Consider the following 22,728-nt stretch of genomic DNA (forward strand, 5'->3'; position numbering starts at 1 on the left):
ACCGAATTCATCACCCCCACCGACGCCCGATACCGATCCGCCGCACCACCGATCTACCCGCGCATCGACATCAGCGAGGTCGAAGACGCCATCGGCATCCGACTCATCGACCGCCATGTCGCCTGAGGGTCTACACCATGAACGGCGCGAAGCTGCCGTCGAGCACCTGCAGGTGCCCGATCGTGCGGCCGGTCACCACGCTCGGGCTCACCCGTGCGAGTTGCAGCGCCGCCTGCGCGAATTCCTCGGCGGTGCTTTCGTCGTCGAAGCCGTGGGCGTAGTAGGACAGGCCCGGCGTCATGATCGGCTTGGACGGCGCGAGGGCGTTGACCGCAATGTTGTGGTCGGCAAGGTCAAGCGCCGCACAGCCGGTGAGGTGCTCCAGCGCTGCCTTGGAGCCGCCGTATCCGGGCAATCCACCGCCCAGGCGCGAGGCGATGGAGGTGATGTTGACGATCGAGCCGCCGCCGGCGGCGATCATGTCCGGGCTGACCAGCTGCATAAGTTCATACGCGGCGAAGACCGCGATCTCGAAGTGTCGCCGGTAGGCGGCCAGCGGGACACTGACGAAACCCGGGTACCGGGCCTTGTCCGCCGCGGCCTTCTTGACGCGTGGCGTGCCACCCGGTCGCCCCGGCGCGGTGAACGCGGCGTTGTTGATCAAAATCTCGATGGGCCCCAAGGCATCTCGGGCTTCGTCGACCAGTCGGACGATGTCGTCGTGCTCGGTGAGATCGGCCCGGATCGCCACTGCCCGTCCGCCGGTCGCCTCGATGTCCGCGACCGTCTCCCCGATGGTTCCGGGCAGCCGTTCGTCCCAGACGGCCTCGGTGCGTCCGACGACGGCCACCGCCTCACCGTCGGCCGCCAGCGCCAGCGCGATCGCCCGCCCCAGACCGCGACTGGCACCGGTGACGATGGCGGTCACTGGGTCACTCCGTGCACCAGGATGGCGGCGGTCTGCTGCACCCAGGTGTCGTCCAGCGTCTGGTCCGGGTACAGCATCATGCGCAGCATCGTGGCGCCTCCGATCAATTCGATAAGCCGGTCCGGGTCGACGTCGGGGTGCGCCTCCCCGCGGTCGATCGCCTCACGCAGCCGCGTCCGCACCGCGGCGAACACCCCGGCAAAGCGCGACATCACCCGCGCGTTCAACTCGGCATCGGCGGTCATGTCGGCCACCAGCCCCGGCAACGCGGCGCGCACCACCGGAGTGGTGAACACGTCGCGGGTGGCCCCGATCATCATCCGGATGTCGGCGGCGAAGTCACCGGCCGGCGCCACCAATGCCGTCGGGGCCACCGGGAACGCCGCCTCGTGCACCAGTTCAGCCTTGCTCGACCACCTGCGGTACAGCGCCGACTTCGTCGTTCCGGCCCGCTCAGCCACCGCGGCCAGGCTGAGATTCGAATATCCGATGTTGACAAGCAGTTCCGCGGTTGCCGCCAGGATGGCAGAGTCGATGCGTGGATCCCGCGGCCGCCCGGCGCCGGGGATCTTGTCAAGGGTTGACGGGTCTGCTTTCATAACGCTACCTACCGTATCGTAATTACCCCGCAAAGGAAGCACCCGTGGCTAATGAACCGGCTCTCGAAGATGTGGGCCGCATGCAACGCTCGAGCCGCGATACCGCCACCGTCCCGGCCCTGATATCTCAATGGTTGTCGACCAAACTCTCGGCAACGCCCGAGGTCACCGTGGAAAGCGGCGTGGACTCGACGGGCATGTCCTCGGAAACCATCATCCTGACCGCGCGCTGGGACGGGAACGAGCAGAAGCTGGTCGCCCGGGTCGCACCCACCACCCAGGACGTTCCGGTTTTCCCGACGTATCGCCTGGACCACCAGTTCGAGGTGATCCGCCAGGTCGGTGAACTGACCGACGTGCCGGTACCGCGGGTGCGCTGGATCGAGAACACCGGGGAGGTCTTGGGGGCGCCGTTCTTTCTGATGGACTACGTCGACGGTGTGGTGCCGCCCGACGTCATGCCCTACACCTTTGGCGGCAACTGGTTCGCCGACGCACCGGCCGAGCAGCAACGCAAGCTGCAGGACGCCTCGGTCAACGTGCTGGCCTCCCTGCATTCGATTCCGAACGCCGAGAGCACTTTTGGATTTCTGACCGAAGACCTGACCGGCGAAACGGCGCTGCGCAAACACTTCGGGTGGGTCAAGTCGTGGTACGACTTCGCCGTCCCCGACATCGGCCGATCCCCCTTGGTGGAGCGCACCTTCGGATGGCTGCAGGACAATTGGCCAACCGATGCCGACGCTCGTGAGCCGGTGCTCAACTGGGGCGACGCCCGGGTGGGCAACGTGCTGTACCGCGATTTCGAACCGGTGGCGGTGCTGGACTGGGAGATGGTGACCCTCGGCCCACGCGAGCTCGACGTGGCCTGGATGATATTCGCGCACAAAGTCTTCCAAGAGCTCGCCGGGCTGGCGACCCTACCCGGCCTGCCCGGGGTGATGCGCGAGGACGACGTGCGCGCCACGTATCAGAAGCTCACGGGGGTGGAGCTCAGTGACCTCAATTGGTTCTACGTGTACTCCGGTGTGATGTGGGCGTGTGTGTTCATGCGCACCGGTGCGCGGCGCGTGCATTTCGGCGAGGTCGAGAAACCCGAGGACGTGGAGACGCTGTTCTATCACGCCGGACTGATGAAACGTCTTATCGGAGAGGAAAGTTAATGCCGCAATCACTCGGACCGCTCGACGAATACCCGGTACACCAGATCCCCCAACCGATCGCCTGGCCCGGCTCCTCCGACCGCAACTTCTACGACCGCTCCTACTTCAACGCCCACGACCGCACCGGCGACATCTTCCTCATCACCGGTCTGGGCTACTACCCCAACCTCGGGGTCAAGGACGCGTTCCTGCTCGTCCGGCGTGGACAAACCCAGACCGCGGTGCACCTTTCGGACGCCATCGACCAGGACCGGCTGAACCAGCATGTCAACGGCTACCGCGTCGAGGTCATCGAGCCACTGCGCAAACTGCGCATCGTGCTCGACGAAACCGAGGGCATCGCAGCGGATCTCACCTGGGAGGGCCTGTTCGACGTGGTCCAGGAACAGCCGCACATACTGCGGTCGGGAAACCGGGTCACGCTGAACGCCCAGCGCTTCGCCCAGCTCGGCAGCTGGAGCGGACAGCTGCACGTCGACGGCGAGGACATCACCGTCGACCCGTCGGTCTGGATCGGCAGCCGCGACCGGTCCTGGGGCATCCGCCCGATCGGTGAGCCCGAGCCGGCCGGCCGCCCGGCGGACCCGCCGTTCGAGGGCATGTGGTGGCTGTACGTGCCGATGGCCTTCGACGACTTCGCGATCGTGCTGATCATCCAGGAGGAGCCCAACGGGTTCCGCTCGCTCAACGACTGCACGCGGGTATGGCGCGACGGCAGGGTTGAGCAGCTCGGCTGGCCGCGAGTCAAGATTCATTACCGCTCGGGCACCCGGATCCCGACCGGCGCCACCATCGACGCAACGGCACCCGACGGCACCCCGGTCCACTTCGACGTGGAGTCCAAGCTGCCGGTGCCGATCCACGTCGGTGGCGGCTACGGCGGTGACTCGGACTGGACACACGGACTATGGAAGGGCGAGAAGTTCACCGAGCGGCTCACCTACGACATGACCGATCCCGGGATCATCGCCCGCTCCGGCTTCGGCGTCATCGACCACGTCGGGCGCGCGGTGTGCCGGGACGGCGACGGCGACCCGGTCGAGGGCTGGGGCCTGTACGAGCACGGCGCGCTGGGCCGGCACGACCCGTCGGGATTCGCCGACTGGCTAACCGTCGCGCCCTAACTCGTCGATGATCTCGGCCAGCGTGGACACCCCGATCGGCGCCGCCTGATACAGGAACACGGTGTCCGAGACGCCGTCGAGGCGGTCCCGGATGTGTGCGGCGATTTCCGCGGGCGTGCCGCATGCGGCGATGGTGTGCATGATCTCGTCGGTGATCAGCGAGCCCATCTCCTGCCAGCGGCCCTGTTTGGACATCGCGTTGAGCTCGGGCTGCAGGTCCTCCCAGCCGTGCGCGGCCAGCACCGGCCGATACGCCGGCGTGGACCCGTAGAACGACAGCAGCCGCCGGGTGCCCGCAATAGCCGCGTCATCGTCGGCCGAGACGATGACTTCCGGGATTATCCGGAAATCCTCGGCGCGACGACCGCTGGCCGCCAAGCCCTCCCGCACCGCCGGCATGGTGCTGCCGTGCAGGAAACGCTTCGATCCGAACGGCATCACCAGCAGACCGTCGGCGTGCTCGGCGGTGGCCCGGGTCAGCCGCGGCCCGAGCGCTCCCACGTAAATCGGTGGCGGGCCATACGGGTTCGGACCCGGATTGAACGTCGGGGTCATCAGCGTGTGCCGGTAGAACTCGCCGCGAAAGTCCAAGCGTCCGCCGGTGTTCCACGCCTCGAAGATCGCGCGCAGGGCGGCGATCAGCTCCGTCATCCGCTGCACCGGACGATCGAACTGGGCGCCGAACCGCTTCTCGATCTGCGGACGGATCTGTGTGCCCAGGCCCAGGTGGAAACGTCCACCGCTGAGCAGCTGGTGGTCGTTGGCCTGGTGCGCCAGGTGAATCGGATTGCGGGGAAACGCAATCGCCACGTTGGTCATCAGGTCCAAACCACCCACCGTGGCGGCCAGGGTCAGCGGCGCGAACACGTCGTGCGGGCCTTCGAAGGTGGCCACGCCGCCGGCGCCGGCGTCGCGCAATTCACGCGCCCGGTCGGCCGCGTCCGTCAGACCATACAAAGCGGTGAATACCTTCACAGCACGCCTGCCTCAAGATTCGGCACGCGGGTAACCCTACGGAACCGGCGGCCGATGCTGTTCACTGGAGCACGTGCCTCACCCACCCTGGAATGTCGACGTTGTCGTGGTGGGGGCCGGCCTCGCCGGACTCGCCGCAGCTCGGGAACTCACGCAACAGGGTCAGGACGTGCTGGTGCTGGAAGGACGCGACCGGGTGGGCGGCCGCTCGTTCAGCGGCAGCGTCGCCGGCTTGCCGATCGACCGGGGCGGCTCGTTCGTGGGCCCCACCCAGGACGCGGTGCTCAAGCTGATCAGCGAGCTCGGGCTGCCTACCGTTCCGACCTATCACGACGGCAAGAACGTGATCCACTGGCGCGGCGCGGCGCGCGCGTACAGCGGCACGATCCCCCGGCTGTCCCTGCTCGGGCTGCTCGACATCGGGCGGCTGCAGTGGCAGTTCGAGCGGATCTCGCGCACCGTTCCGATAGCGGCGCCGTGGCATGCCAAGCGCGCCCGCCAACTCGACGGCGTCTCGCTCGGCCAGTGGTTGACCATGGTGCGCGCCACCGCGTCGTCCCGGGACCTGATGGCGATCATGACCCGCGTGACTTGGGGGTGCGAGCCCGACGACGTGTCGATGCTGCACGCGGCCCGCTATGTGCGCGCGGCCGGCGGACTCGACCGGCTGCTCGACACCGAGAACGGCGCCCAGCAGGACCTGATCCCCGGCGGCACCCAGCAGATCGCCGATCGGGCGGCGGCCGAACTCGGCGATCGCGTGGTGCTGGACGCCTGCGTGCGGCGCATCCAACGGCACGGGTCGGGGGTGACAGTGACCTCTGATCAGGGTCAGGCCGAGGCCGGGTTCGTCATCGTGGCGATTCCGCCCGCCCACCGCGCCGGCATCCAATTCGATCCCCCGCTGCCACCCGAGTACACCGAACTCACCCAGCATTGGCCACAGGGCCGGCTGACCAAGGCCTACGCGGCCTATGAGACGCCGTTCTGGCGGGCCAAGGGATTCTCCGGCCAAGCCCTGCTGGATAACGGACCGGTGTTCATCACCTTCGATGTCAGCCCGCACGCCGACGGCCCCGGCGTCCTGCTGGGCTTCGTCGACCCCCGCGCCTTCGACTCGCTGCCCGCCGACCTGCGCCGCCGCGACGCGCTGCGCTGCTTCGCCTCGCTCTACGGCGAGGAAGCGCTCAACCCACTCGACTACACCGACTTCCGTTGGGGCGTAGAAGAATTCGCACCCGGCGGCCCTACCGCGGCGGTGCCGCCGGGATCGTGGACCAAGTACGGCAAGGTGCTGCGTCGACCGGTCGGCCCGATTCACTGGGCGGGCACCGAGACCGCCGACGAATGGACCGGATACTTCGACGGCGCCGTCCGCTCCGGCCAACGGGCCGCCGCGGAGGTCGCCGCGCTGTTATGAGCTGATCAGCGAGACCCGGGCCTGACGGTCGATCGCCGCCTCGGCCAGTCCGCGCAACTGCCGGTTGACCTCGTCGGGCTGTTCCAGCATCGAGCAGTGCCCGCCCGGCAACTCGACCAGGTCGACGACGTTGGGCACGGTCCGGGCCAGCTTGCGGGCCTGGCTGATCGGCGTCAGCCGGTCCTGCTCGCTGCCGATGACCAGGGTCGGCACCGTCAAGCCCTCGAGATCGAGATGCCGGGAGCCGATCTCCTCGATGAGCATCCGCGCGCAGCCGCCGCGACCCATCGGCGAGGTCTGCGCGAACAGTTCATAGACCAGTTCGACCACCGCCGGGTCCGCGCCGACCCCGACGGCCATCATCGACACCAGATACCGGCTCGGAATCCGGACCGCTCCCGGCAACGGCAACCCGCCGACGGCGCTGATCAGGGTCCGCCCGGCCACCACCCGGGCCGGCGACAGGCCGCGCGGCACCGACAACAACTTGATCTTGCTCAGCAGGTCCCCACTGGCGGTGTTGATCAGCGCGACGGCGTCGGCGCGGCGACGCACCTTGTGGCGGTAGCGCTCCGACCAGGCCTGGATGGTCATGCCGCCCATCGAGTGGCCGGCGATCAACGCGCGCTCGTGCGGGGCCAGCGTCGCATCCAGCACGCAGTCCAGGTCGGAAGCAAGGTGTTTGAGGCTGTAACCGCCGCGCCGCGGCACGGCGCTGCGGCCGTGGCCGCGGTGGTCGAATGCGATCACGCGGTAATCGGTGGCCAGGTCGGCGATCTGATGCGACCACGCCCGGATTGCGCAGACGAATCCGTGCGTCAGGACGATCGGGTAACCCTCGGCCGGGCCGAACACCTCCGCGTGCAGTGCGGTGCCGTCGGCCGCGCGGACCTTGACGGTGCGACTCGGCGGCAACTCGGCAGGCAGCTGCCGAACCGGTCTTTCACGGGTAGTCATCCGAGCACTCATCACCGCTCCCGCCTTGGTCGCGGCTCCGTTGCCGCCATCCAGTTGCCGGCGACTTTACCTGACCGTAATGTGCGGTCCGTCACAAACCAGAACACGATCAGATAACGGCGAAACCGTGCCACAGTTATCCCGCCGGGGTTTTTTGACGGCAGCCACCCTGCTGACCGGGGCTTGTGCATCCCCTACCCGGCCGGCCCAGCCGCCCAGAACACCCACCACCACGCCGCCGGAGACGAAGTCGGTGCTGGTGATCGGCGCCGGAATGGCCGGTCTGGCCGCCGCCCGCAGCCTCGCTGACGCTGGCTGGCCGGTGCGGGTGATCGAAGCCCGCGACCGGATCGGCGGGCGGGTGCACACCAGCCGCGACTGGGGCGTGCCGCTGGAGATGGGTGCGTCCTGGATTCACGGGACCACCAACAATCCGTTGGTGGAGTTGGCGCGGCGAGTCCACGCCGACGTCGTGCCCACCGACTACGACGACTCGTCGAAACTGGTGATCGACCCCCGGCTGCTGCCCATGACGTTCAACCCCAAGGCCTGGCGCCGGCTGGTCTCCGAGGCCCGTGACGAGGTGACCGGCGGAACGCTGGGCGCGGCCATCACCGCCCAGGCCGACCGGGAGGAGCTCACCGACCGGGAGCGTGCCGAACTGGACTTCTACGTCACCACCGAGATCGAGGACGAGTATGCCGCCGACGCCGGCCAGCTGTCGGCCACGACGTTCGACGTGGGCAGGTTCACCGACGGGTCGCAGTCGGTGATCACCAGCGGGTACGACGCGATACCGCGGCTGCTGGCCGACGGACTTCAGATCGTACTGAGTACCCCCGTCAATTCCGTTTCGCACCAGAGTAATTCGGTAACGGTCCGCGCCGGTGACCGGACCTTCGAAGGCCCCGCGGCGATCGTCACGGTGCCGCTCGGCGTCCTCAAGGCCGCGAGCATCAGCTTCGACCCACCGCTGCCAGAGGGACATGGCCATGCGGTGAACGCGCTGGGCTTCGGCGTCCTGTCCAAGAGCTACTTCCGATTCCAGCAGCGGACGTGGGACACCGAGAACGCATTCTATGAGTACCTGGGCTCCGAGAAAGGCTTGTGGGCGCAGTGGTTCACGCTGCCCGCCGCCGCCGGCCCGATGGTGCTGGCGTTCAACCCCGGGTCCCGCGGCCGCAGCGTAGAGTCCACGGCCCCAGCCGATTTGGTCGCCGGCGCACGGCCCATCGCCCGGCAACTTTTCGGCAGTGACGTCGTCGAGGTGCGGTCGTCGAGCTGGACCACCGATCCCTACGCGCTGGGCTCCTATTCCTACCACGCACCAGGCTCGGGCCTGGACGACCGGCGCCGGCTGCAGGAACCGATCGGCGACCGGCTCTACCTGGCCGGTGAGGCCGTCGGAGCCGACAACCCCGCCACCGTCCACGGCGCCCTGCTCAGCGGCCGCCACGCCGCCGCCGAACTCATGCAACGCCTGCCCAAACCCTGACCGCGGTTGTGGCTCAATAGCTTTCCAGCGCGCCGACGCCGCGCCAGCTCGGCCAGGTGGTCTCCCATATTCGGTGGATCCGCCCGTCGCGGTAGGTGGCGATCAGCACCACCTCGATTCGGGTCGGCTCTTCGCCGGGCCGTGACGTGGTGATCCAGACCCGCCCGGCGATCCGGTCCGCCGCTTCCACCCAGGCCTGCTCGTCGTATTCCACCGAGTATGCGATGGGCGTGGCGTACAGCTTGCGGTGGCTGTCGCGAAAGTCGGCGAAGCCTTGCGTCAGCCCGTCCGAGCACATCACGAAGTTGGGGTCGTAGTAATGCTCGATCAGGTCGCCGTTCTTGGCGACCACCATCCGCTCGAACATCTCCCGCAGCAGCGCAACAGACATGTGCGGCAAGTTATGGCCGATTGCCGGGGCAGTCAAGGCCCATCGTCGCGGTTGCGCTGCTACTCAGTGCCTGCGACGACGAGGACGGCACCCGGGGCGCCGCAGGACCCCCGCCGGAGTCCACGACGGCCGAATCCGCTATCGACGCGCGCAGTCAGGACGTGCTGGACAGCCGCATCAAGGCCGACCAGCCGGGCTGCTCGGCTGCGGTGGGTATCGACGGCAAAGTGGTATGGACCGGCGTTCGGGGCATGGCCAATATGGCGAACGGGACCAAGATCAACCCGGACACCCGGTTCGATATCGCTTCTGTTTCCAAGCAATTCACCGCCACCGCGACCCTGCTACTGGCGGACGGGGGCAAGCTGTCACTCGACGACCCGCTGTCTGCCCACGTGCACGAGTTGCCGCCATGGGCCGCAACCGTCAGCATCGCGCAACTGATGCACCAAGCAAGCGGGATAGGCGCAAGCCGTGCAGGTGCTGACGACGGTGCCGGCATTGGAGTTCGAGCCCGGATCCCGTTTCGATTACTCCAACTCGAACTACATGCTGCTCGGCGAGGTCGTCCAGCGAGTATCCGGGCAGTCGCTGCCACAGTTCCTCAGTGCGAACATCTTCCAACCGCTGGATCTGGCCATGTCCTTGGACCTCGCCGGCAGCGCTCGCGATCGGGCGACGCCCTACGAACACGGCAACGCCGTGCCCGACTCCCCCTGGGAACAGATCGGCGACGGCGGCGTCATGACCAGTCCGTCTCAACTGGTGCGGTGGGCGGACAACTACCGAACCGGCAAGTTGGGCGGCCCCAAATTACTCGAAGAGCAGTTGGCCGGGGCCATGCCGACCGAGCCCGGTGGTGGGGATCGCTACGGCGCCGGAATTTACCTGCGCGCCAACGGCATGCTCGATCACGACGGTCGCTGGGCAGGATTCGTCACGGCGTTCCACATCAGCAAGGACCGACGCAAGTCCCTGGCTGTCAGCTGCAACACGGAGGACCAGGATCCTGCGGCCATAGCCGACGCGCTGGCGCCGCTCTGGGCCTGAAATTCACGCCCGGGAGCGCGGCAGTGTGCCGGAGATCCGGATCCTGTTGATGGCAGCTCTGAGGGCACCCTCCCGGGCGTTGTCAGCGACGAAGAGCACTTCGTCGCGCGCTTCCAGCACATCGTCGGCTTGCGGGACTATGACGGTGCCGCCGCGGATTACGGTGACCAATGCGGTGTTCGCCGGTAGTCCGAGCCCACCGACAGATTGTCCGACCAACGGGTTGTCTTCGGGCAGAGTGAGTTTCGTCAAGGCCATCCGGCCTTCGCGAAGTCCCATCAGCCGCACCAGGTGACCGACGTCGATGGCGCCCTCGATTCCGGCGACCATCGCACCCGGCGTCGAGACCGACACGTCGATCCCCCACGCCTGCCCGAACAGCCACTCGTTGCGGACGTCGTTGATCCGGGCCACCACCCGGGGCACGCCGAACTCCGACTTGGCCAGCAGTCCCACCACCAGGTTGGCCTTGTCGTCGCCGGTAGCCGCGATCACCACGTCGCAGGTCTGGGCGCCGGCTTCCTGCAACGCCGACATCTCACACGCGTCGGCGTTGAACCAATCCGCCTCCGGCACCTTCTGCGGCTGAAAGTTCCGTCGCTGCCGCTCGATCAGCAGCACCTTGTGGCCGGCGTCGAGCAACTCCTGGGCGACCGAGCGGCCGACATTACCGGCTCCGGCAATCCCGATCCGCAACTTCCGCTTGGTCACATGACCATCTTTGCCTATGTGCAGCGCGCGCTGCCCCGGCGGCAGGCTGAAATACTGACAACCCAATGACCCTTGAAGAGCTGTACCTCACCGTGTCCATCGGCGGACTGGTGCTGCTGGCCAGCATCGTCGGCACGCGTGTGGCCACGGTCGTGGGTTTTCCCAGTCTGTTGCTGTTCCTGCTGGTCGGTGTCGCGATCGGCGAGGACGGCCTGGGCCTGCAGTTCGACGACGTGATCCTGGCCCGCAATGTCGGCACCGCGGCCCTGGCGGTCATCCTCGTCGAAGGCGGCTTGACCACGCGCTTCAGCGACATCCGCAAGGTGCTGGCACCGGCGGTCACCCTGGGCACCGTCGGTGTGATCATCAGCACGGTCATCACCGCGGTGGGCGCGCGTCTGCTGCTGGGCTTCGACTGGCAGCTGGCTCTCCTACTCGGGGCCATCATCGCCTCCACCGACGCCGCGGCGGTGTTCTCGGTGTTGCGTGTACTGCCCTTGCCCCGCCGCCTCGCGGGACTACTGGAAGCCGAATCGGGCTTCAACGACGCCCCCGGCGTGATCCTGGTGCTCATGTTCAGCGTGGTGCCGTTCGTGTTCAAACCCGAGCACGCCTTCACCGACTTGATCTATGAACTGGCCGGTGGCTCCGCGATCGGCTTGGTCATCGGCTATCTCGGGGCGTTCGGGCTGCGACGTATCGCGTTGCCGGCTTCCGGGCTGTACCCGATCGCGACGTTCGGGCTGGGTCTGGTCGCATTCGCCGCGGCCGGGGATGCCCACACCAGCGGATTCATCGCCGCCTACCTGGCCGCCGTGGTGTTGGCGAACTCGGGGCTACCGCACCGCTCGGCGACCCGCTCCTTCGCCGAAGGGGTCGGCTGGCTGGCCCAGATCGGCCTGTTCGTGCTGCTCGGGCTGCTGGTCGACCCGAGTGAATTGGCCGTCGACGTGATCTCGGCGATCGTGATCGGGCTGGTGCTGCTGCTGGTCGCGCGGCCGCTGTCGGTGGTCGGAACGCTGATCTGGTTCCGGGTGCCCTGGCGCGACCAGGCGTTTCTGTCGTGGGCGGGGCTGCGTGGTGCGGTGCCGATCGTGCTGGCGACATTCCCGATCGTGGCAGGCGTCCCGGACAGCTCCCGGCTCCTGAACATCGTGTTCGTGCTGGTCGTGGTCTTCACCCTGATCCAGGGTCCGAGTCTGCGGCCGATCGCCCACATGCTGGGCCTGATCTCCCGCGAGGCCACCCGCGAGATTCAAGTGGAAGCCGCCCCCTTGGACATGCTCGACGCCGAACTGCTGACCATGACGGTGCAGCGGCCGTCACGCCTGCACAACGTCACCATTTTGGAACTGCGCCTACCGGACCCGGCCGTCATCACCCTGATCATCCGCGACGGCCACACCTTCGTCCCGGAGCCCGACACCCGCATCGAAAGCGGCGACGAGCTACTGATCATCACCACCAGCAAGACCCGCGCCGCGGCCGAAGCCAGACTCCGCGCGGTCAGCCGGCGTGGCAAGCTCGCGCACTGGTTCGACGAATACGGCGAGCTGGAATAGCTCTCGACTCATGTGTCCACACAGAGCAGCGGCCGGGCGTCGTGGATGTCGATGGCGACCAAGGTGGGTGCCGGCAGCGGGCGGTTGAGCGGGCCCTTGGGGTATACCCGTCGGCGAGTAGGCAGCCACAACTGGCCGAACCGCTGATAATTCCCGCATAGGTGTGCTGCCCTGGCCCAGGAGCCGACGACCTGCGCGGTGTAGTCATGCCGAGTCAGCCTCCCCGTGGCGTCGAAGTACAACACCTGGGTCGGGCAGTGAGTGGGCAATCCGGGCGGGAAACCGACCGTCAGCCGGGTCGTGCCGTCCGCGGCCGGTGACTCCTCCACGGTGAAACCCGGTTCGGTGATCAGGAACGGCAGATTAATGTAATTCCACATGGCGTACCCCGAGAAGTACGCGAAATCCATTGCGTCCCAATAAAGTGTGCGTCGGCCAAGTCCGAACGAGTCTCGTGGGCGCGAACGGTACTCAATGACGGCGCCGCCCGGATCGCAGATCTCGATGCGGTCCGAGCCATGCAGCACAGCCCGCTTCCCTGTCTCGGGGTAGTCGTGCAGCACGACCTCCGGCCTGCGAGTGCTGATGGTCAGTCTGACGTGGCGTTGCGGGGCAACATGTTTAGCGTTGAAAAGGAAGCCGGACGCCGACATCTTGAGTTCGACAGCCGCCAGGGAACGCCAGTAGTCCAGCCCACCGTGGGCGTCGAAGATGCGGATCAAGCTCTCGGTCATCACCTAGCCCCGGAAGGTCGGCTCACCCAGGGTGAACGTCGCCTCTTCGACGAACGCACCCAGATGCAGTCCGGGACGCAGCCACGTCGGCAGCGGACCCGACGACGACACGCCGACGGTCACCAGGGCAGGCCGGATCCGGCCGTTGAACGTCAGCAGCGAGTCACCCACCCGGCCGTCGGCGAATTGCTGGCGCGCATTGCCCTTGACTTTCAGCGGAAGGGACGGCCCCTTGATCCGAGGGGTCGCGCTCACCGTCCAGGACGGCTCGTCGCTGCTGCTGCCGGTGATGAGTTGCCCGTCGGCCAGCTCACCGTCGAAGCGGGCCAGCGTCTTGGGCATCGCCCAGTTGGTGCGGCCGCCGACCAGGCTGGTCTGTGAATCCACCGACATGAAGGCCACGTTGCCCCAGGGGCGCAGACCGGTCCGCGAACCGACAATGCCGAGCACCTCGTCATACGCGCCGACCGGGGTGTCGGTGTAGCGGACGAAGGCGCCGAGGGTGACCAGCGCCGGGCTACCGGCCAGCGCCGACGGCAGCACCGAGGCGGCGGCGCGACCGCCGCGGCCCAGCCATAGCAGCGCCGAGCAGCGGCACTCCCACGGCGCGGGCGCTTGGTTGGTTGGCAGCGTCGCCACCAGCGCCTGGCTGAGCGCGCTTTCCGGCACGCCGGCCAGACCGGTCAGCTCGATGCGAGTGTCGTTGTCCCCCACGCTTACTCCTGATTCTCGATGCGCGCCTGGTAGGCGGCGCGCTGTTCGCGGTCCAGCTCCGCGGTGACCTTGTTCCCACCCGACGCCCGGAAGGCCGCGTCGACGAGGCCCGCCGGCAGGGTGGCGCTACCGCGCGACACCAGCCCCACCAGCTTGGGGACGAAGACGGTGCGCGACGCCCCCTTGGCCAGTTCGGCGACCACGGCGGTGGCGACGTCCTCGGGGTTGACCACCAGAAAGCGCTCCAGCGGGCCGGGTGCGGACATCCCGGCGATCAACTCGGTGCGGACGAACCCCGGGCAGATCGCCGAGATCTGGACACCACTGCCCCGCCACTCCTGACGCAGCGCCTCGCTGAAGCCGACGACGGCGTATTTGGACGCGCAGTAGGTGGCCGCGTTCGGCGATGCCAGCGTGCCCATCACCGAGGCGATGTTGACGATGTGGCCCGATCCGCGTTCGGCGAAGCGGGCGCCGGCCAACCGGGTGCCGGTCAGCACGCCCAGCACGTCGATCTCGATCGTGCGCCGGGTGACGCTGCGGCTCTCCTGCAGGAACGGCCCGATCGGCATGATGCCCGCGTTGTTGACCAGGACATCGAGCCCGCCGAGATCGCCGGTCGCCCGGTCGAGGAATGTCTCAAAGCTCGCCGGATCGGTGACGTCGAGGTGAGAGCCAGTCGCCCCGATCTCGGTGGCGGTCTGCCGGACGGCGGCTTCCTGGACATCGCCCAGGGCCACGGTGGCGCCGGCGGCGATCAGCGCCTCGCCGATCGCCCGGCCGATGCCCTGCGCCCCACCGGTGATGGCCACCCGTCGGCCCCGCAGTTTCGGCATGCGGCCCAGAATCTCATACCGGCTCTTCCCGGCTGGCGCCATGGTGGTGTCCACCTGGTGGACGCCGCTGCCCTGCCATCTGCATTCCCTCCCCTTAACGGGATAGCGCACAACGGAATTGGCGAATCAGCCAGGGCGGGCGCCTTCGTCGCGCCAGCCGGGTGAGGTGCGAGCCGCTCTGGCTGTGCGGGCACCGTGGTGGCCGCTACCTGATCTACGTTCGCAGCGGCCACGCTAATCTTCAATGTCGTGGAATCGCCGACGCGGGCAAAGCTGACCGATGGCCGTGACCTGCTGTTCTTCGCGTTGCCCGGGCACCGTCCAGCGCCGGTTCCGGATCGCCGGCCGTTGCCCAAGCAAGACCCGGACCAGTCGGAGTTGCGGTTCGACCAGTCAACCGGCCAGTGGGTTATCGTCGCCGCGCTGCGTCAAGACCGCACCTACAAGCCGCCTGCCGACCAGTGCCCACTGTGTCCAGGTCCGACTGGACTGACCAGCGAGGTGCCCGCCCCCGACTATGACGTTGTCGTTTTCGAGAACCGGTTTCCGAGCCTGTCCGGCACCTCCCCCTCGATCCCGTTGCCTGCCGGTGGCGGCTTTGTGTCCGCGCCGGGCCACGGCCGGTGCGAGGTGATCTGCTTTTCCAGCGAACACGCCGGGTCGTTCGCGAATTTGGCGCCGGCCCATGCCCGGTTGGTCGTCGACGCGTGGCGCCACCGCACTGCTGACCTGATGGCCGAACCGGGCATCGAGCAGGTGTTCTGTTTCGAGAACCGGGGCGAGGAAATTGGGGTGACGCTGACCCATCCGCACGGCCAGATCTACGGCTATCCCTTTCTGACGCCGCGGTTCACTGCGATGCTGGGGCAGGCGCGCGAGCATCGTATGCGCTACGGCGGCAACCTCTTTGCCGACCTGCTAGCGCGCGAGGTCGCCGACGGCAGTCGCGTGGTGGCACGCACCGAGCACTTCACCGCCTTTGTGCCGTTCGCGGCGCGCTGGCCGGTCGAGGTGCACATCTACCCGAACCGGTTCGTGCGCAATCTGGTCGATCTCGAAGACCACGAACTGGACGGGTTCGCGCAGGTCTACCTCGATGTGCTGGGGCGGTTCGACCGCATGTATGCACCCAGTTGTGGTCCGTTGCCCTACATTTCGGCCCTGCATCAGTTCGCCGTGACCGACACCCAGGCCGACGGCTATTTCCACGTCGAGTTGATGTCAATCCGGCGTAGCGCCACCAAGCTCAAATACTTGGCGGGCTCCGAGTCTGCGATGGGGGCATTCATCAGCGACGTCACGCCGGAAAGCGTGGCCCAGCGGCTACGGGAACTCGGATGACGGTCCGGTTCGCCGCACCCGGGCGGATCAACCTGATCGGGGAGCACACCGATTACAACCTCGGCTTTGCACTGCCGATCGCGCTACCGCTGCGCACGACGGCCACTTTCACCCCCAACCACAGCGAAGCGATTACCGTCAGCAGCGATCGCGCGGACGGCTCCGTGCGCATTCCGCTGGGCACCGCACCCGGTGACCCCGACAGCTACATAGCGGGCTGGGCCGGCTACATCGCCGGGGTGGTCTGGGCGCTGCGTGAAGCCGGCCACCCGGTGCCCGGCGGCGCGATGTCGATCACCAGCGAAGTGCCGATCGGTTCGGGCCTGTCTTCGTCGGCCGCGTTGGAGTGCGCGGTGCTGGGCGCGATCGCGTCGGCCACCGATGCACGTATCGAACGCATCGAACAGGCCCGGCTTGCGCAGCGCGCAGAAAACGACTATGTCAGTGCGCCAACGGGTTTGCTTGACCAGCTGGCATCGCTGTTCGGTGAACCGGCCACGGCGCTGCTGATCGATTTTCGCAGCGTCACCGTCACGCCCGTCGCATTCGACCCGGACGCTGCCGGCGTTGCACTGCTGCTGCTCGACTCCCGAGCACGCCACCGTCATGCCGGCGGAGAGTACGCCGCCCGACGCGCATCGTGCGAGAAAGCGGCTGCCGATCTCGAGGTGTCATCACTGCGCGAGGTTCAGGATCGCCCGCCTTCGGTCTTGGCTGCGGTGACCGACCCGGTCGCTGCCCGTCGTGCCCGTCATGTGCTGACCGAGAACCGCCGGGTGCTTGACTTTGTTGCCGCACTCGGTGATTCGGATTTCTCCCAAGCCGGCCGGATCATGAGCGCATCGCACGCGTCGATGCGCGACGATTTCGAGATCACCACCGCGCACATCGACCTGATTGTCGACGCCGCCGTCGATGCGGGCGCTTTGGGCGCCCGGATGACCGGCGGTGGGTTCGGGGGCTGCGTGATCGCCCTGGTGCCGATCGGCCGGGCGGATATGGTCGGCGACGCGGTGCGCCGGGCGGCGTGTGACGCCGGGTTCGCGCGGCCGGCGATCACCCGAACCCGGGCTGCCGCGGGCGCCGCGGCGCTCCAGTGAGCGATCCGGAAGCATTGGCGCAAAGCCGCGCAATCAGCTCACCCGGCGAATTATGGTCACTACGTGCGTCGTCGAACGGTGCTGAAGCTACCTGCGCTACTGGCGGCGGGGCCTACACTGACGGGCGTGCCCGGCGCCGCCGCAGAGCAAAGCCGGTGGTCGCCTGATCGAGCCAACCGCTGGTATCAAGCTCAACCCTGGCCCGTCGGCGCCAACTACATCACCTCGAACGCCATAAACCAGCTCGAGATGTTTCAGGCCGACACCTTCGACCCACACCGCATCGATGTCGAGCTCGGCTGGGCCCAGTCGCACAAGCTCAACACGGTGCGGGTATTCCTGCACGATCAGCTCTGGGCGCAGAATCCCTGGGGCTTCCGAATGCGTCTCGCGGAATTTGTCTCCATCGCGGCGAAGCATCGCATCAAGCCGATGTTTGTCTTCTTCGACTCCTGTTGGGATCCGTTTCCGAAACTGGGTCCGCAGCGCGCGCCGACGCCCGGCGTCCACAACTCCGGTTGGGTGCAAAGTCCGGGGGCTGAACACCTCGACGACCTCGACTACCGCCGCACGCTGCGTGACTATGTGACTGGAGTGTTGACGCAATTCCGCAACGACGATCGAATTTTGGCTTGGGACGTGTGGAATGAGCCCGACAATCCAGCACGCGCATACCGCAAGGTCGAGCGGAAAGACAAGCAGGAGCGGGTCGCCGACCTGCTCTCATTGGTGTTCGGGTGGGCACGTTCGGTGGATCCGAGTCAGCCATTGACCAGTGCCGTGTGGCAAGGCGAATGGGGAAATCCTCAGCGCCGCAGCACGATCGCCAACATACAACTGGACAATTCCGATGTGATCACATTTCACTCCTATGACAAACCAGCGGCTTTTGAGGCTCGGATCGCCGAACTCTCCCCGCTGGGGCGGCCGATCATCTGCACCGAGTACCTGGCCCGGACGCTCGGCAACACCGTCGAGGCAATATTGCCAATTGCTAAGCGCTACAACGTAGGTGCAATCAACTGGGGATTCGTCGCCGGGAAGACCCAGACCTACCTGCCCTGGGACTCATGGGATCATCCGTACCCGACGGCTCCCGAGACCTGGTTTCAGGACCTGGTCAAGCCGGATGGAAAACCATACCGAGACAGCGAGATTCAAACCATCAGTGACCTGAGCGGGCCAGTCTGACCGCGGAGGCTTCGGCTAGAGTCCCAGCTCCCCCGCAACGGCCAAGCCCAGCGCCCGCATGGTGCCCGCCAGGTGTGCCCGCACCGCCGCTCGCGCCGCGTCGGCGTCGGTGTCGCGCAGCGCCCGGGCGATGCGTTCGTGCTCCTCGATGATGGTGGCCAGACGCTGCGGGTTGCGTGCCGATTCGCCGATCATCCGCATCTGCCGGTCGCGCAGGCTCGAGTAGAAGCCGGCCAGAATGGCATTGCCCGCCGCTTCCAGCGTGACGTTGTGAAAGGCACGGTCGGAGTCCAGGAATTCGTGCAGCCGGGAGGCCGCCGCGGCCTCGCGCTGACGCTGCACCTGGGCCGAGAGCCGTTCGTAGACAGCCGCGCACGCGTCGGGACCGCGCTGGATGACCGCTCGCACGGCGAACTCTTCCAGCACCATCCTGGCCTCCAGCACGGCCCGCACCTCATCCGGTGAGACCGGAACCACGAGGGCTCCGCGCTTGGGGTACAGCCGCAACAGCCCCGCGGCCTCCAATTGCAGGAAAGCCTCCCGGACCGGGGTGCGCGACATGCCCAGTGCGGTGGCGACCTCGCCCTCGCTGATCAGTTCCCCACCCGGGAATTCCCCGGTCAGCACCTTGGCCTTGACGTAGTCGAGCGCGCGGTCCTTGGCCGCGGCGCGACCGTTGGCGGCCTCCGACGTCATGGCCCTCCCTGCTGCCGAGTGGTATCGCAAACTCTAACGGCTTGCAGCTTAGATACAAGATAGATACGATATAGACATGGCCGCCACCCTGGACATGTCGACATGGACTCGCGACGCCCGATATTTCGAGTACACCCAGGCCGCCGATCCCATCGGATCCGGCCACACGCCCCGGGTGCCGATCGCCCAGTTCAGCCCCGACATCTACCTCGACAAGCCCACCGGCGTGGTTCCGCTGGACCTGTCCGCCGATCTCGGCATCGGCAACGGCGCTGCCACCAGTCCGGCGCTGCTGGCGAACTTCCTGCGGATTCGCGCGGGCGAGCACATCGACACCTGCCCGAACGCCACGTCGCAGCTGTACTTCGTGCTCTGCGGGCGCGGCACGGTGGTGGTCGACGGCCGGCCGATGCGCTGGGAAAAGGGTGATTTCCTGACCTTGCCCGCAGCCACCAGGGCGGAGTTCCACGCCGACGACGACGCGGCCATGTACTGGGTGCATGACGAGCCACTGCTTCGCCAGCTCGGCGTCCGGGCGTCCGAACCCCGGTTCCGCCCGACCAAATATCGCGGCGCGGACGTGGTCGCCGAGCTCGAGCACATCGCTTCCCGACCGGACGCCAACGACAAGAACCGGGTCAGCGTGCTGCTGGCCAACGCCGAGCAGGAGCAGACCCTGACGCTGACGCATGTGTTGTGGGCGATGTTCGGCGTGCTGCCGCCCGGCCAGGAGCAGCGCCCGCACCGGCACCAGTCGGTCGCGCTCGACCTGATCCTGGACGCTCAGCCGGGGTGCTACACACTCCTGGGCACCCGGCTGGATGCCGGCGGCCGGATCGCCGACCCGATTCGGGTGGACTGGCAAGCCGGCGGAGCCTTCACGACGCCGCCGGGCATGTGGCACGCGCACTACAACGAATCCGGCGCACCGGCGCATCTGATCCCCGTGCAAGACGCCGGGTTGCAGACCTACCTGCGCAGTCTGGACATGCAGTTCAGCCGGCCTTCCGGGCCCGGCGCAGGTGCAGGATCACCTTGACGATCAAATAGGCGATGGCCGCGGCCATCATCAGCGACGGCAGTGCGTAGGCGCCATAGACGTGCCCGCGGTTGTACCGGTCGTTGACCAGCAGCGTGAGGGTCTGCGTGCGGCCCGGCAGATTGGACGACACCTTGATGACGCCGCCGAACTCGCCGAGCGTGCGCGCCACGGTCAGCACCACGCCGTAGGCCAGGCCCCACCGGATCGACGGCAGGGTGATGCGCAAGAACGTCTGCCACCAACTCGAACCCAGCGTCGCCGCCGCTTGCTCCTGCTCGGTCCTCGGGTGAGCACCAGTTTCACCTCGCGCACCACGAACGGCAGGGTGACGAAGATGCTGGCCAGCACGATGCGCGGAACGCCGAAGATGATCCGCACGCCGGTGTCCCGTTCGATGAACCCCAGCGCACCGGCCGATCCCCACGCCGAGATCAGCGCCACGCCGACGATGATCGGTGACACCGCGAACGGCAGGTCGATGATGGACTGCAGCACTCCTTTGCCGCGAAAATGGTTGCGGGCCAACAATAGTGCCGCCGGGACACCGAACAGCACGTTCAGCGGCACCACGATGGCCAAGACCAGCAGCGACAGCTGCAGAGCCGAGATCGCGGCGGGCGTGGTGATCCAGATGTAGAACTGGTGGAAGCCTGGGCGGAAGGTCCGCCACAAGATCAGCGACACCGGCACGATCAGCATCACGATGATGTAGCCCGAGGCCAGATAGCGGATCAGGTACCGCGTCCAGGCAGCCGGGGCGACCGCGCTCACTTGGCGCGCTCCTCGCGTCTGGCCGTGCGCCCGCCGATGATCCGCAGCACGAACAACACGCTGAACGAAACCGACAGCAGCACAATCGATATCGCGGCCGCCGCTGGCCGGTCGTCGTTCTCGATCAACGACCGGATCCACTGCGACGAGACTTCGGTGCTGCCGGGCACGGCACCACCGATCGTCACCACGGAACCGAACTCACCGATGCAGCGGGAAAACGCAAGTCCCGCGCCGGAAAGCACCGCCGGCAGCAGGGACGGCAGCACAATGGAGGTGAAGACCTTCCGTCCGCCGGCGCCCAGCGATGCGGCGGCCTCTTCGACCTCGCGGTCGATCTCCCGCAGCACCGGCTGGACGGCACGCACCACGAACGGCAAGGTGACGAACCCCAGTGCCATCGCCACGCCCGGCGGAGTGTGCTGCAGGTGCAAACCGATCGGGCTGCTCGGACCGTAGAGCGCCAGCATGACCAGGCTGGTGACGATGGTCGGCAGGGCGAACGGCAGGTCGATGACGGCGTCCAGGAGGCCCTTCCAGGCGAATTCGTCGCGGACCAGCATCCAGGCCACCAGCACCCCGAACACCACGTCCAAGACGGTGACCACCACCGAGATGATCAGCGTCACCTTGAACGACTCCAGCGCGGCATGCGAGGTCACCGCCAGCCAGAAGTGCTGCCAGCCACTGCCGACGGCCTGCCAGGCGATCGCGGCCAGCGGCAGCAGCACGATCACCGACAGCCACAGCGTCACCACGCCGACCCGCAGTGCGGTGCTGCCCGGGGCCTCCGGGACGACGACCTTGGGCGCCGCGGGCGCCGCCTGGCCCGGGGTGGTCGCCACCGCGGCCGTCATCCCGTCGCCTCCAGGTAGACCTTGGTGATGGCGCCGGTCCTGCGGTCGAACAACTGGGGATCGACACTGCCCCACCCACCGAGATCGGTGACGGTCCAGAGTTTCACCGGCGTCGGAAACTGGTTGCGGAATTCCGCGGCGACGGCCGGATCGATGGGACGGAATCCCGCCTCGGCCCAAAGCCGCTGCGCCACAGCGGTGTACTGGAAATTCTTGAACATGACGGCGGCTTCCAGGTTCGGGCTGGTCGCCACCACCGCGACCGGGTTCTCGATCTTGAAGGTCTGCGGCGGGTTGATGTGCTCCACCGGATGGCCCTGGCGTTCGAAGGCAATGGCCTCGTTCTCATAGCTGATCAAGACGTCGCCGCTGCCTTCGATGAACACGTCGGTGGCGATCCGGCCCGATCCCGGGCGCAGCTTGACGTGATCACGGACCAGATTCGTGATGAAGTCCACACCGGCCTGCCGGTTGCGGCCACCGCCGCTCTTGACCGCGTACGGGGCCAACAGATTCCACTTCGCCCCGCCCGAGCTCAGCGGGCTGGGCGTGATGATCTCCACGCCGGGCTGCAGCAGGTCATCCCAATCCCGGATGTGTTTTGGGTTGCCCTTGCGCACCACCAGCGTCACCACCGACCCGAACGGGATGCCTTTGGACGCTTCGGTATCCCAATCCGGCGCGACCTTGCCGGCCTTGACCAGTCGGGTGATGTCGGGTTGCACCGAGAAGTTGACGATGTCGGCGGGTTTGCCCGCCACCACCCCGCGGGACTGGTCACCGGAGGCTCCGTAGGAGGTGATCACCTGGACGCTGCGGCCTTCCTCGGAGGCGTTGAACGCGGCAATCACCTTGGTCCACCCAGGCTCCGGTACCGAGTAGGCGACCAGCGTGATGTTGGTGTCGACGTCCCGCAAGCCGCCGCCGTCCACGGCGTCGCTGGCGCCGCCGTGGCACGCCGCGATGACACCGACTGTCAGCGTCAGGCCGACGACCTGACGCCAGCGACTGGCGATGAACATGCGAAAGACCTTCCGGGCGCTGACAACTGGGATGACGAGTCAGCGACAA

General features: G+C 67.2%; 21 protein-coding genes and 2 pseudogenes. 10 read left to right on the forward strand and 13 right to left on the reverse strand.

The window, feature by feature from the left end:
* Positions 1–130: 130 nt before the first annotated feature.
* Together AWC08_RS19490 and AWC08_RS19495 are read right to left on the reverse strand one after the other, a co-directional pair.
* Complete coding sequence (locus tag AWC08_RS19490) at positions 131–928, reverse strand: SDR family NAD(P)-dependent oxidoreductase (RefSeq protein WP_069434399.1); 798 nt, start codon at positions 926–928, stop codon at positions 131–133.
* Positions 925–1,527, reverse strand: coding sequence for a TetR/AcrR family transcriptional regulator (locus AWC08_RS19495; protein WP_065135250.1), 603 nt, complete (start codon positions 1,525–1,527; stop codon positions 925–927). The genes AWC08_RS19490 and AWC08_RS19495 overlap by 4 nt, the downstream gene beginning before the upstream one ends.
* A gap of 44 nt (positions 1,528–1,571) precedes the next feature.
* On the opposite strand from AWC08_RS19495, the gene AWC08_RS19500 reads away from it, so the two are divergent.
* Both AWC08_RS19500 and AWC08_RS19505 read left to right on the forward strand, forming a co-directional pair.
* Complete coding sequence (locus tag AWC08_RS19500) at positions 1,572–2,690, forward strand: phosphotransferase family protein (RefSeq protein ID WP_069434398.1); 1,119 nt, start codon at positions 1,572–1,574, stop codon at positions 2,688–2,690.
* A complete protein-coding gene (locus AWC08_RS19505) occupies positions 2,690–3,814 on the forward strand; it encodes an Rv3169 family protein (RefSeq protein WP_065135252.1) in 1,125 nt (374 codons plus the stop codon). Before AWC08_RS19500 ends, AWC08_RS19505 begins: the two co-directional genes overlap by 1 nt.
* On the opposite strand, the gene AWC08_RS19510 is transcribed toward AWC08_RS19505, so the two are convergent.
* The gene (locus tag AWC08_RS19510) at positions 3,797–4,789 is read right to left on the reverse strand and encodes a TIGR03617 family F420-dependent LLM class oxidoreductase (protein WP_069434397.1); all 993 of its coding nucleotides are present in this window, start codon (positions 4,787–4,789) and stop codon (positions 3,797–3,799) included. The genes AWC08_RS19505 and AWC08_RS19510 overlap by 18 nt on opposite strands.
* Before the next feature lie 73 nt (positions 4,790–4,862).
* On the opposite strand from AWC08_RS19510, the gene AWC08_RS19515 reads away from it, so the two are divergent.
* Entirely contained in the window at positions 4,863–6,209 is a 1,347-nt protein-coding gene (locus AWC08_RS19515; RefSeq protein WP_069434396.1) for a flavin monoamine oxidase family protein, read from the forward strand.
* On the opposite strand, the gene AWC08_RS19520 is transcribed toward AWC08_RS19515, so the two are convergent.
* Positions 6,204–7,178 carry an alpha/beta fold hydrolase gene (locus AWC08_RS19520; RefSeq protein ID WP_065135255.1) on the reverse strand — a complete coding sequence of 325 codons (975 nt, stop codon included), beginning with the start codon at positions 7,176–7,178 and terminating at the stop codon, positions 6,204–6,206. The genes AWC08_RS19515 and AWC08_RS19520 overlap by 6 nt on opposite strands.
* A gap of 115 nt (positions 7,179–7,293) precedes the next feature.
* Between AWC08_RS19520 and AWC08_RS19525 the strand changes: the two genes are divergently transcribed.
* The gene (locus AWC08_RS19525) at positions 7,294–8,661 is read left to right on the forward strand and encodes a flavin monoamine oxidase family protein (protein WP_069434395.1); all 1,368 of its coding nucleotides are present in this window, start codon (positions 7,294–7,296) and stop codon (positions 8,659–8,661) included.
* 13 nt (positions 8,662–8,674) lie between these two features.
* Here the strand turns inward: AWC08_RS19525 and AWC08_RS19530 are convergent, their stop codons facing one another.
* Positions 8,675–9,052 carry a nuclear transport factor 2 family protein gene (locus tag AWC08_RS19530; RefSeq protein ID WP_069434394.1) on the reverse strand — a complete coding sequence of 126 codons (378 nt, stop codon included), beginning with the start codon at positions 9,050–9,052 and terminating at the stop codon, positions 8,675–8,677.
* A 20-nt stretch (positions 9,053–9,072) separates the two neighbouring features.
* Here AWC08_RS19530 and AWC08_RS39420 point away from each other — a divergent pair.
* Positions 9,073–10,102: pseudogene (locus AWC08_RS39420) on the forward strand (serine hydrolase domain-containing protein).
* 3 nt (positions 10,103–10,105) lie between these two features.
* On the opposite strand, the gene AWC08_RS19540 reads toward AWC08_RS39420, so the two are convergent.
* Positions 10,106–10,798, reverse strand: a complete 693-nt coding sequence (locus AWC08_RS19540) for a potassium channel family protein (protein WP_065135285.1) — start codon at positions 10,796–10,798, stop codon at positions 10,106–10,108.
* 80 nt (positions 10,799–10,878) lie between these two features.
* Between AWC08_RS19540 and AWC08_RS19545 the strand changes: the two genes are divergently transcribed.
* The gene (locus tag AWC08_RS19545; protein ID WP_069434393.1) at positions 10,879–12,375 is read left to right on the forward strand and encodes a potassium/proton antiporter; all 1,497 of its coding nucleotides are present in this window, start codon (positions 10,879–10,881) and stop codon (positions 12,373–12,375) included.
* 8 nt (positions 12,376–12,383) lie between these two features.
* Here the strand turns inward: AWC08_RS19545 and AWC08_RS19550 are convergent, their stop codons facing one another.
* From AWC08_RS19550 to AWC08_RS19560, 3 genes are read right to left on the reverse strand one after another with little or no spacing between them, the layout of a single operon-like run.
* Positions 12,384–13,109, reverse strand: coding sequence for a hypothetical protein (locus tag AWC08_RS19550; RefSeq protein ID WP_069434401.1), 726 nt, complete (start codon positions 13,107–13,109; stop codon positions 12,384–12,386).
* 3 nt (positions 13,110–13,112) lie between these two features.
* Complete coding sequence (locus tag AWC08_RS19555) at positions 13,113–13,823, reverse strand: acetoacetate decarboxylase family protein (RefSeq protein WP_069434392.1); 711 nt, start codon at positions 13,821–13,823, stop codon at positions 13,113–13,115.
* A gap of 2 nt (positions 13,824–13,825) precedes the next feature.
* Positions 13,826–14,701, reverse strand: a complete 876-nt coding sequence (locus AWC08_RS19560) for an SDR family oxidoreductase (RefSeq protein WP_142283678.1) — start codon at positions 14,699–14,701, stop codon at positions 13,826–13,828.
* Positions 14,702–14,908: 207 nt separating this feature from the next.
* Between AWC08_RS19560 and galT the strand changes: the two genes are divergently transcribed.
* The 3 genes from galT to AWC08_RS19575 all read left to right on the forward strand — a co-directional run bounded on the left by galT (position 14,909) and on the right by AWC08_RS19575 (position 18,291).
* Positions 14,909–16,000 carry a galactose-1-phosphate uridylyltransferase gene (galT, locus tag AWC08_RS19565; RefSeq protein ID WP_372513485.1) on the forward strand — a complete coding sequence of 364 codons (1,092 nt, stop codon included), beginning with the start codon at positions 14,909–14,911 and terminating at the stop codon, positions 15,998–16,000.
* Positions 15,997–17,100 (forward strand): galactokinase, encoded by a 1,104-nt coding sequence (locus tag AWC08_RS19570; RefSeq protein WP_069434390.1) that lies wholly within the window; start codon positions 15,997–15,999, stop codon positions 17,098–17,100. Before galT ends, AWC08_RS19570 begins: the two co-directional genes overlap by 4 nt.
* Positions 17,101–17,163: 63 nt before the next feature.
* Positions 17,164–18,291, forward strand: coding sequence for an endo-1,4-beta-xylanase (locus AWC08_RS19575; protein WP_069434389.1), 1,128 nt, complete (start codon positions 17,164–17,166; stop codon positions 18,289–18,291).
* 15 nt (positions 18,292–18,306) lie between these two features.
* Here the strand turns inward: AWC08_RS19575 and AWC08_RS19580 are convergent, their stop codons facing one another.
* Positions 18,307–18,987 (reverse strand): GntR family transcriptional regulator, encoded by a 681-nt coding sequence (locus AWC08_RS19580; protein ID WP_069434388.1) that lies wholly within the window; start codon positions 18,985–18,987, stop codon positions 18,307–18,309.
* A 76-nt stretch (positions 18,988–19,063) separates the two neighbouring features.
* Here AWC08_RS19580 and AWC08_RS19585 point away from each other — a divergent pair, with 76 nt between their 5' ends.
* Entirely contained in the window at positions 19,064–20,026 is a 963-nt protein-coding gene (locus AWC08_RS19585; protein ID WP_142283679.1) for a cupin domain-containing protein, read from the forward strand.
* Here the strand turns inward: AWC08_RS19585 and AWC08_RS19590 are convergent.
* The 3 genes and pseudogenes from AWC08_RS19590 to AWC08_RS19600 all read right to left on the reverse strand — a co-directional run bounded on the left by AWC08_RS19590 (position 19,983) and on the right by AWC08_RS19600 (position 22,679).
* Positions 19,983–20,800: pseudogene (locus AWC08_RS19590) on the reverse strand (sulfate ABC transporter permease). The gene AWC08_RS19585 and the pseudogene AWC08_RS19590 overlap by 44 nt on opposite strands.
* Complete coding sequence (gene cysT / locus AWC08_RS19595; RefSeq protein ID WP_069434386.1) at positions 20,797–21,657, reverse strand: sulfate ABC transporter permease subunit CysT; 861 nt, start codon at positions 21,655–21,657, stop codon at positions 20,797–20,799. Before cysT ends, AWC08_RS19590 begins: the two are co-directional and overlap by 4 nt.
* Positions 21,654–22,679: an extracellular solute-binding protein gene (locus AWC08_RS19600; RefSeq protein ID WP_069434385.1), complete on the reverse strand. Its 1,026-nt coding sequence runs from the start codon at positions 22,677–22,679 to the stop codon at positions 21,654–21,656. The genes cysT and AWC08_RS19600 overlap by 4 nt, the downstream gene beginning before the upstream one ends.
* Positions 22,680–22,728: the final 49 nt, after the last annotated feature.

Source organism: Mycobacterium gordonae, assembly GCF_002101675.1.
Taxonomy (GTDB): domain Bacteria; phylum Actinomycetota; class Actinomycetes; order Mycobacteriales; family Mycobacteriaceae; genus Mycobacterium; species Mycobacterium gordonae.